Annotated in this window: 6 protein-coding genes; 3 read left to right on the forward strand and 3 right to left on the reverse strand. The window is 47.1% G+C overall.

Annotation, left to right across the window (positions count from 1 at the left end; all coding sequences use genetic code 11):
• Positions 1-428 precede the first annotated feature (428 nt).
• Together ABL924_RS17250 and glnA are read right to left on the reverse strand one after the other, a co-directional pair.
• A complete protein-coding gene (locus ABL924_RS17250; protein WP_349028335.1) occupies positions 429-674 on the reverse strand; it encodes a hypothetical protein in 246 nt (81 codons plus the stop codon).
• Positions 675-745: 71 nt separating this feature from the next.
• Positions 746-2,155 carry a glutamate--ammonia ligase gene (glnA, locus tag ABL924_RS17255; RefSeq protein ID WP_349028336.1) on the reverse strand — a complete coding sequence of 470 codons (1,410 nt, stop codon included), beginning with the start codon at positions 2,153-2,155 and terminating at the stop codon, positions 746-748.
• 319 nt (positions 2,156-2,474) lie between these two features.
• Between glnA and ABL924_RS17260 the strand changes: the two genes are divergently transcribed.
• The 3 genes from ABL924_RS17260 to ABL924_RS17270 all read left to right on the forward strand — a co-directional run bounded on the left by ABL924_RS17260 (position 2,475) and on the right by ABL924_RS17270 (position 5,925).
• On the forward strand, positions 2,475-3,773 hold the full coding sequence (locus ABL924_RS17260) for a porin (RefSeq protein ID WP_349028337.1): 1,299 nt from the start codon (positions 2,475-2,477) through the stop codon (positions 3,771-3,773).
• Positions 3,774-4,162: 389 nt separating this feature from the next.
• The gene (locus ABL924_RS17265; RefSeq protein ID WP_349028338.1) at positions 4,163-4,501 is read left to right on the forward strand and encodes a P-II family nitrogen regulator; all 339 of its coding nucleotides are present in this window, start codon (positions 4,163-4,165) and stop codon (positions 4,499-4,501) included.
• A gap of 11 nt (positions 4,502-4,512) precedes the next feature.
• The gene (locus ABL924_RS17270) at positions 4,513-5,925 is read left to right on the forward strand and encodes an ammonium transporter (protein ID WP_349028339.1); all 1,413 of its coding nucleotides are present in this window, start codon (positions 4,513-4,515) and stop codon (positions 5,923-5,925) included.
• A gap of 239 nt (positions 5,926-6,164) precedes the next feature.
• On the opposite strand, the gene ABL924_RS17275 is transcribed toward ABL924_RS17270, so the two are convergent.
• Positions 6,165-6,389 (reverse strand): hypothetical protein, encoded by a 225-nt coding sequence (locus ABL924_RS17275; RefSeq protein ID WP_349028340.1) that lies wholly within the window; start codon positions 6,387-6,389, stop codon positions 6,165-6,167.
• Positions 6,390-6,490: the final 101 nt, after the last annotated feature.

Below are 6,490 nucleotides of genomic sequence, written 5' to 3' on the forward strand. Positions count from 1 at the left end.
GGCTAGGGTGAGGGATATAATTGCTTGATTTTATTACCCTCATTCCGGCCTTCTCCCAGAGGGAGAAGGAGTTTTTTGAATTTTTAGAGATTCCCTTAATACATTTACCACCTCGACATATTTATTACGTCAAGCTGTAACCTTGGTTTAGCGATAGTCGCCGTTAACAAATATCATTCAATTGAGATTTAATCCCTGATTTTGGAACATCAGCCCCCGAAACCACCATATTCTTTTTTCGGTGAAAAAACTTGCAGAAACTATGAAAAAAAATGAAGAAGTATGAATTCTCTATAAAGCGATCAATTTTTCGTTTCATGCGCCTCTGAATGAATACTATTAAAGCTAATTAACCGAATAAGAGAAAATGGTGACGGTCTCCTGTTGGCTCCGACTACAGCTATTGCATAACTATTGTTTCAAGAGATTTAATTTGTCATATTCATTACCCGTTTAAACAAGCGTTTTAATTCTTCATCCCGCGAGTTATCGGGCATATGCAACCCAGCTCGTTGATACCAATAACGAGCATTAGATAAATCGCCTTCGATGCGATGCAAGTAACCGTGAATTTGGCAAGATAAGGAATCAGAATAATCTTGCACTAACCGATGCGCGGCATCCCAATCGTTTTGTTGGATAAGCTTTAAGACTTGCTGATGAATATGTTTCATATGGCTTTGAAAGACATAAAAAACCCCGCAAGCCAACAGCTTACGAGGTTTTTGGGCTTTAAAGCTATGTATTACAAGCTGTAATACATATCGTATTCGACAGGATGCGTACTCATACGGATACGGGTGACTTCAGCCATTTTAAGGTCGATGTAGCCATCAATCGCATCATTGGTGAAAACACCGCCACGGGTCAAAAAGTCACGGTCTTTGTCCAGCGCTTCTAAGGCCTGGTCGAAAGCGTGGCAGACTTGTGGTATCGCTTTTTCTTCTTCCGGTGGCAAGTCATATAAGTCCTTGTCCATGGCTTCGCCTGGATGGATTTTATTTTGAATGCCGTCCAAACCTGCCATCATCATGGCTGCGAACGCCAAATAAGGGTTTGCAGTTGAGTCAGGGAAACGCACTTCAATACGACGGCCTTTTGGGTTGTTAACGAAAGGAATGCGGATAGAAGCGGAACGGTTACGGGCAGAATAAGCCAACATAACCGGGGCTTCAAAGCCGGGTACCAGGCGTTTGTAGCTGTTGGTTGAAGCATTGGTGAAGGCATTAAGCGCTTTAGCGTGTTTAATGATCCCGCCGATATAAAACAAGGCAAGTTCAGACAAACCACCGTACAGGTCGCCAGTAAACAGGTTAACGCCGCCTTTAGCGAGTGATTGGTGGACGTGCATACCGCTGCCGTTATCGCCAACCAGTGGTTTAGGCATGAAGGTTGCGGTTTTGCCGTAAGCGTGGGCGATATTGGCAACCACGTATTTCAAGGTCAGCACTTCATCCGCTTTTTTGACCAAGGTGTTGAATCTAACACCGATTTCGCACTGTCCGGCAGTCGCCACTTCATGATGATGCACTTCAGTGACCTGGCCCATTTCTTCCAGGGTCGAACACATGGCAGAACGCAGATCTTGTAGTGAATCAACTGGAGGCACAGGGAAATAGCCACCTTTAATGCCAGGACGATGACCGATGTTGCCATCAGCATAGACTTTTTCTGAATTCCAGCCCGCTTCTTCGGAATCCACTTTGTAGAAAGAGCCGCTCATATCAGTACCCCAGCGGACATCATCAAAGATAAAGAATTCGTTTTCAGGGCCGAAGAACGCGGTGTCTGCAATGCCGGTCGATTTTAAATACGCTTCCGCACGTTTTGCGATGGAACGTGGATCGCGTTCGTAACCTTGCATATTTTTGGGTTCGATAATATCGCAACGCAAAATGATGGTTTTGTCATCATAGAAAGGGTCCAGAACGGCGGTAGATGCTTCAGGCATCAAGATCATGTCGGATTCGTTGATGTGCTTCCAACCCGCAATAGAAGAACCGTCGAACATTTTGCCTTCTTCAAAGGTATCTTCATCAATGCTATGGGCTGGGAACGTGACGTGTTGTTCTTTGCCACGGGTATCGCAAAAGCGAAAATCGACGTATTTTACGTCGTTCTCTTTAATCATTTTTAGTACGTTTGCTGCTGACATATATATGGTCTCCTGGGGTATGAGTGTTCTGTGATTTAAGCCAAACTTGGTAAAGATACCATTTTTTTTAATGAGTCTGCCACTAAAAAAAACAGGTTTTGAAAAACGACGACAACTGTAGAGAGCCTTATCCACAATATAGCTAAAATGGTGCATATTTGTTTAAAACGCACAACATTGGGGCGTTATTTTTACGGGCTTGTTGCGTAAACCCAATAAATTCGCTTTTTTGCAACTGGCATATTATGTGCTAGATTTATATACGACAATTACACAAGTGATTGAAAGTTTCTTAGACATAATTAGATGAGGCGTAACCATGAACAACAAACCAAAAAATCACCGTCCCCACCTCAACCCCTTAATAGCGGCAATCGCCGCGCTCTGTGTCATAAGTACGGCACAAGCTAAGAGCCTGACAGAAGCCAGCACCTTGCTGGAAGCTGCAGGCGACCCCAACGAAAGCAGTTTTATGAAAAGCAACCAACTCAAAATCGGCGGTTGGGCAAACGCAGGTGTGACCTATAACGCCACCGATCCCGGCGACAAGTTCAACGGCCCTGTCACCTTTGGCGACCGCTCTGCCGAATTCCAACTGAATCAGCTTAACCTATTCGCCCAACGCACTGTCGCCACTGAAGGCGATTCGTTTGATGTTGGTGGGCGCGTCGATGTCATGTTTGGTAGCGATGCCATATTCACCCAAGCTTATGGCGTTCCTGGGAGGGAGCTAGGCACAGGGCAAGTACTGGATCGTGGGGCATGGGACTTAAAACTCATTAACGAACGCTTCTACAACCTCGCCATCCCACAGGCATTCCTGGAAATGTACATCCCTGTCGGCAATGGCCTTAACGTCAAAGTTGGCCATTTTTACACCCCGATTGGCTTCGAGACCGTTCCCGCGCCTGACAACTTCTTTTACACCCACGCCTACACCATGCAATTTGGCGAACCGTTCACCCATACTGGTGTAATGGCTAACTACACTATTGATGATAACTGGGCAGTGATGGGCGGCGTGGTAACAGGCAGCGCCACCGGGGGCTGGGACGGCAGTTGGGATCAACAACTCGGCAACTGGGCAGGCTTAATGGGCGCAACCTGGACTAGCACTAGCAAAGCCACCTCGTTCAACATCAGCGGCACATACGGCGCGAGATCAGAATTAAGTGATGATGATTGGAGTCTATACAGCATGGTGTTCAAACACAACATCACTGACAAAATGCACCTCGTCCTGCAACACGACCACGGCTTTGCCGACGGCCTAGCCACCTCCACGGGTCTTGCCAACACCGAATGGTACGGCATCAACACCCACCTTTACTATGACATCCAAGATAATTTAGTCGCGGGTATCAGGGGCGAATGGTTTCGTGACCAAAACGGCGTAAGGGTTTGTAACCCAGCCCGTACTGCAGCGAACTGTCAAGCCGGCACTTTCTATGCCGTCACAGCAGGGGTTACCTGGAAACCGATGAAATGGCTGAATATCCGTCCCAACGTACGTTATGACTGGGTTGACACCAACGCCACCACAGGTCAACTACCGTTTGATGGCGGCAACCAAAAAGATCAGTTCTTGTTCTCAACGGATATGACCATAGCTTTTTAAAGCGTCGATAATTTTATCGATTCTCCTCGCTCTTCCTCTGCAGTTTAAATGCGCCTTCGGGCGCATTTTTTTTGCTCAACATTCGTGATTAATTTTTCCTAAAGCGCAGGCTTATTAGCAAATCTAGGTCGCCCAAAATTGAGAACCTGGAAAAATAGATTGCACCAATACGAACCATAAACACCCTTAGCGCACAAATATGGTGCATCACTTTCGGATTGCTGCTTAACTTCCGTCTTAATCTCAAGGTTTCTTGGTTTCTCCAAATTTGGCACAGTCTGTGCTTTAACTAATGCAAGTGAATCCCTTTTATATGCAAAAGGTTCCTCCTCCCCATAGGATTAGGAATTTCAGGTTCTCTTGGTTGTTAACTTGATTAAGGAGTAAATATGAAACTGATAACCGCAATTGTTAAGCCTTTTAAACTCGATGATGTCCGCGAGGCACTGTCAGAACTGGGGGTTTCCGGGGTGACAGTCACAGAAGTGAAAGGTTTTGGCCGTCAAAAAGGGCATACCGAGTTGTATCGTGGTGCCGAGTATGTCGTTGATTTTTTACCCAAGGCTAAGGTTGAGGTCGCCGTCACAGAAGCTTTAGTAGATCCGGCGGTGGTGGCGATCAGCAAAGCCGCTAATACCGGGAAAATTGGCGACGGCAAAATTTTTGTAACTAATTTAGAACAGGTTGTCCGGATACGTACCGGAGAAACTGGCGAAGAAGCTCTATAAGGGGGAATGAGATGAATAAAAGAAATTCGGGTTTACTAAGCATGGGCTGGTTATTGCTCTTACTGGGATTTTCGTGCGTCGCATCTGCGGAAGAGGTAGCGGCAGCAATTACACCAACCGTCAATAAGGGCGACACAGCGTGGATGATCGTGGCAACTGTGTTAGTGATATTGATGGTGATCCCAGGCTTGGCATTATTCTACGGCGGCATGGTACGCGCCAAAAATATGCTGTCAGTCCTGATGCAAGTTTTCATTATTTTCTCAATGATGGCAATTTTGTGGGCGATTTATGGTTACAGCGTTGCCTTTACCGAAGGTAATGCTTACTTTGGAGGTTTCAGCAAGATGTTCCTATTAGGTATCACACCTGATTCAATGGCGGCAACGTTCAGCAAAGGTGCATACATCCCTGAATATATCTACGTGGCGTTCCAGTTGACTTTCGCAGCCATTACACCGGCATTGATTGTCGGTGCATTTGCCGAGCGGGTTAAGTTTTCGGCAGTGCTGTTGTTCATGTTCATTTGGTTTACCTTTTCCTACCTGCCGATGGCGCACATGGTTTGGTACTGGACAGGTCCTGATGCGTATACCGATGCCAAAGCGGCGGAAGCGGCTGGTGCAACGGCAGGATTTTTATTCCAAAAAGGTGCATTGGATTTTGCGGGCGGTACGGTCGTCCATATCAACGCCGGCATTGCGGGTTTGGTAGGTTGTTTAATGATTGGTAAACGCATTGGCTTCAAAAAGGAATCATTGGCTCCCCATAGCGTGACAATGACTATGGTTGGTGCATCATTATTGTGGGTAGGCTGGTTTGGTTTTAATGTAGGGTCTAACCTTGAAGCCAACGGTTTAGCCGCTTTGGTGTTCGTTAATACACTACTTGCTAGTGCTGCGGCAACCTTGTCGTGGATGTTTGCAGAATGGTTAATGCGCGGCAAACCAAGCATGTTAGGTGGCGCTTCCGGCGCTATCGCAGGTCTGGTTGCGATTACACCAGCATGTGGTTGGGCTGGGCCGATGGGCGCTATTGGCCTTGGGTTTGTGGTTGGTGCAATCTGCTTCTGGGGCGTTACCGGGCTCAAAAGTAAGCTGGGTTATGATGATTCCCTGGATGCGTTCGGTGTACATGGCATAGGTGGAATTATCGGAGCTATCGGCACCGGAGTTGTTGCTAGTCCAAGTTTGGGCGGAACGGGCGTTTGGGATTATGTCGCAAATGGCGTTGCAGAGTTCAACATGGCTACGCAAGTGACCAGCCAATTATGGGGTGTTGGAGTTTGTATCGTCTGGTCTGGTGTTGTTTCTTTTGTCGCTTTTAAAATCGTAGACTTGTTGATCGGGCTACGGGTGTCTGAAGAAGTCGAACGCGAAGGCTTGGATATTTGTGAACATGGCGAGTCGGCTTATCACAATTAATTTTAATTATAGATTCGGCCTTGTGAAGTTTTAACTTCCGTTCGCCTCGAGCCTGTCGAAAGGCTTGTGTGCTTCGACAAGCTCAGCACGAACGGTTCAAACATTAAAAGGCCGAATCAATAGATTGTAAGCATGGTTGGGCTGAGCAAAAGCGAAGCCCAACTCCACCCCAACCATATCCAGGCTACGATTTTTGTTGGTATCATTGCATTCAACCCAACTCGGCTAATAACCACGCCCTACAGGGAGAGTATTTTACCCACCGTACGCGGTACCAGCAGGCTACAGCAGGATTTTTTTACCCGCCGTACGCGGTGACCTAGGCCGTTGTAAGCGTAGTTGGTGATGGTAGTGCCTTTCTTGGCACTGGCGAGCCGCCCTCGGTCGCTGTAGGTGACAGTGCTTAAGCCGGACGGGGCATGTTGCCCCGCCCGTAGGGTTTCAACGTGGTTCAACAACGGCATCGTCGGCAAAACGTGAGTGACGGGGTAACATACCTGTCTCTTAATCACAACTCAGCGAGTTCCGATTTGCTGAGTTGGTATCCCTGGAGCCGTTCTTGTAA

The organism is Methyloglobulus sp., from assembly GCF_040079455.1.
In the GTDB taxonomy this organism is placed as follows: domain Bacteria; phylum Pseudomonadota; class Gammaproteobacteria; order Methylococcales; family Methylomonadaceae; genus Methyloglobulus.